Raw genomic sequence first — 3,018 nt, 5'->3', positions numbered from 1 at the left:
ATCTTTTATCTTTTATCTTTTATCAAAAAATTATATGAGTGAGCTTTCGCCCACCCTAGCCATTCTATTAACACCAATTACATTAAATTAGTTAGCTATTTAATACCAATCTACATAAATATTTAACCATTCTAGCGAGCTAAATAAAGCGCTAACTGCGTTATAATTTTTTCAAGTAGAACAACTACATGTCAAAATTTACGCCTTGTTATCACTGTCTTTATCTGTCGCTATAAATGGTCAGTAACTTAACACGATTGGTATAATTCGCTATGATAATCATATTTTTAATAAAATGAGAATTCTTAACTGATTTCACCGCTAATCGCATATTTTAATACCCAATGCTTTACCGGTCCGGTTTTATTTGCCATTTTCAAAAACTGACTGCGTGCCCACTGCAATGGAGTTAGTTGATTAGAAAAACCAAAATAACAAGCGTCCATCATACTCATCATTAACAAATTTGCTTTGCGTCTAGTTTGCTCATATTGTTTAAGATATTGTGCAGCACCTATATCGTCTGCATTTTTTAATATATCAGCAAGTGCTACGACATCTTGAAAACCTAAGTTAACCCCTTGCCCAGCGAGCGGATGAATCGTATGCGCTGCATCACCAACCAGCACGATACGGCCATCTGAATAGCTGTTGGCATGTTGGCGGGCTAACGGAAATACAGCATGCTCTATGATATCAAAGTCCCCATCTAAGGGCGGGAAATGTGCAAGCAGTTGCTGTTTTAATTCGCTTGCTGAGAGTTGCTGCCATTGCTTTAAGTGCTTTGCATCGTGGTAACAAATTAAATTGGCGTATGGCGCCTGCATAGGTAAAAAAGCTACCGGACCTGTGGGCTTAAACTGCTGCCATGTTTTTACTTGTTGCGCAGCGTCTAGTTTTATTAATACTCCCATACAATGCTGACCATATTGCCAACCCGTAACACCAATACCTGCCTGTTGACGTAATAACGATTGCCCACCATCTGCAGCAACAACTAAATCAGCTGTATATTGCTGCTCTCCATAATGCAATGTCACTTGCTGTTCGCTTTGCTCAATTGCGGACAATGATTGAGGTGTTTCAATCACTTCGATATTGTGCTGTGCAAACTGTTGCCAGATACTCGCTTGAATTAAATTATTTTCAATTAAGTGGCCTAAATGAGTGGTATTAATATCGTGACAATCAAACAAAAGGTTATCGCCCGTTCGTTCAAACGCTTCGAGCTGTTGATATGGGGCATGTCGATGCACTCGTAAAATAGGCATAGCGCCTAAGTCATCTAATAAGTTTTCTGAAAAACGATTGATAGCAGATACACGAATATCAACTTTTTCACTTGCCAATACAGCATCAGCATCAATTATCTGCTGCTCAATCACTGTTACTTGGCATCCTTGTTTAGCGAGTTTAACTGCTGTGGCTGCACCAACCATGCCGCCGCCAACAACAATAACCTTGTTTTTCATCATTTTTAGTCACTAATTTGGTTATTTTCAGTGCGCTTGATTGTATCGTACTTCTGTTTACAAGTGCGAGTGAGTTTCATCTTAATCAACCATAAAACGCACTTTGTTTGACTTCAATTCACAAACATAAAAACTATACTTGGATCTAGACGGGTATCCAGCTAAAATACGCGTCCTTTAAGTAAGCGAAAGTGCCGCTTATCCTGTTTAGCGCACAACCGTGCCACTACCGAATTGAAAACGAGGCTATATTTCAATGAGTAAAAAGCTGCATATTAAAACCTGGGGTTGTCAGATGAATGAATACGACTCTCAGAAAATGGCTGATCTTCTCGATGCAACCAACGGCTACCAGTTAACTGATGAAGCTGGGGATGCAGATGTTATCCTACTCAATACCTGTTCAATTCGCGAAAAAGCGCAGGAAAAAGTATTCCATCAACTAGGCCGTTGGAAATTACTCAAAGATGACAAACCCGATCTGATCATCGGTGTTGGTGGCTGTGTTGCGTCACAAGAAGGCGATTCAATTCGCCAACGCGCACCATTTGTTGACGTTATTTTTGGCCCTCAAACATTGCACCGTTTACCTGAAATGATCAAACAAGTGCAAGGTAACAAAGGCAGCTCTGTGGTTGATATTTCATTCCCAGAGATTGAAAAGTTTGACCGTTTACCAGAGCCAAAAGCAGACGGTCCTTCTGCATTTGTATCTATTATGGAAGGGTGCTCTAAATACTGTACCTTCTGCGTAGTACCTTACACGCGCGGTGAAGAAGTCAGCCGCCCGCTTGATGATGTATTATTAGAAATTGCTCAACTTGCAGAGCAAAATGTTCGTGAAGTAAACCTACTAGGTCAAAACGTAAATGCTTATCGCGGCGAAACTCACGATGGTGAAATTTGTTACTTCTCAGATTTAATTCGTTATGTTGCAGCTATCGACGGGATTGACCGTATTCGCTACACCACGTCGCACCCGGTAGAGTTTACACCAGACATCATTGACGCTTATGCCGACGTACCTGAATTAGTCGATCACTTACATTTACCAGTACAAAGCGGTTCGGATCGTATTCTTAATTTAATGAAACGTGGTCACACTGCTATTGAGTACAAATCAACGATTCGTAAATTACGTAAAATTCGCCCTAATTTAAGTATGTCGTCAGATTTTATCATTGGTTTCCCAGGTGAAAGCGCCGCTGACTTTGAAGCGACGATGAACCTTATCAATGATATTGGTTTCGATATGAGCTTTAGCTTTATCTACAGCGCACGCCCGGGTACGCCAGCGGCTGATTTGCCTGATGATGTCAGCGAGCAAGAAAAGAAAGAGCGTTTATACCTACTACAAAACCGTATTACTCAAATGGCGCAACAGATCAGTCGTCAAATGTTTGATACTGAACAACGCATCCTAGTTGAAGGTCCATCCAAGAAAAATCCGATGGAGCTACGTGGCCGTACTGAAAACAACCGCGTAGTAAACTTTATTGGCCCACACACAGTGATCGGTCAGTTTGTTGATGTACGTATAACTGAG

At 40.9% G+C, this 3,018-nt stretch carries 2 protein-coding genes; one reads left to right on the top strand and one right to left on the bottom strand.

The window, feature by feature from the left end; genetic code table 11:
* Window positions 1–305: 305 nt before the first annotated feature.
* Complete coding sequence (locus H5232_RS22745) at window positions 306–1,475, bottom strand: FAD-dependent oxidoreductase (RefSeq protein ID WP_182831580.1); 1,170 nt, start codon at window positions 1,473–1,475, stop codon at window positions 306–308.
* A gap of 253 nt (window positions 1,476–1,728) precedes the next feature.
* On the opposite strand from H5232_RS22745, the gene miaB reads away from it, so the two are divergent.
* A partial coding sequence (miaB, locus tag H5232_RS22740) for a tRNA (N6-isopentenyl adenosine(37)-C2)-methylthiotransferase MiaB (RefSeq protein ID WP_182831579.1) occupies window positions 1,729–3,018 on the top strand: 1,290 nt, incomplete at its 3' end.

The sequence above is a fragment of the Pseudoalteromonas sp. SG41-5 genome (genome assembly GCF_014164495.1).
GTDB lineage: Bacteria > Pseudomonadota > Gammaproteobacteria > Enterobacterales > Alteromonadaceae > Pseudoalteromonas > Pseudoalteromonas rhizosphaerae.
The sequence above is the reverse complement of the archived record's forward strand: the minus strand, read 5'-3'. Positions and strand labels throughout refer to the sequence as shown.

Excerpts from the sequence above, each read along its gene's own strand:
- H5232_RS22745 (WP_182831580.1), bottom strand. The coding sequence starts at position 1,475 with ATGATGAAAAACAAGGTTATTGTTGTTGGCGGCGGCATGGTTGGTGCA.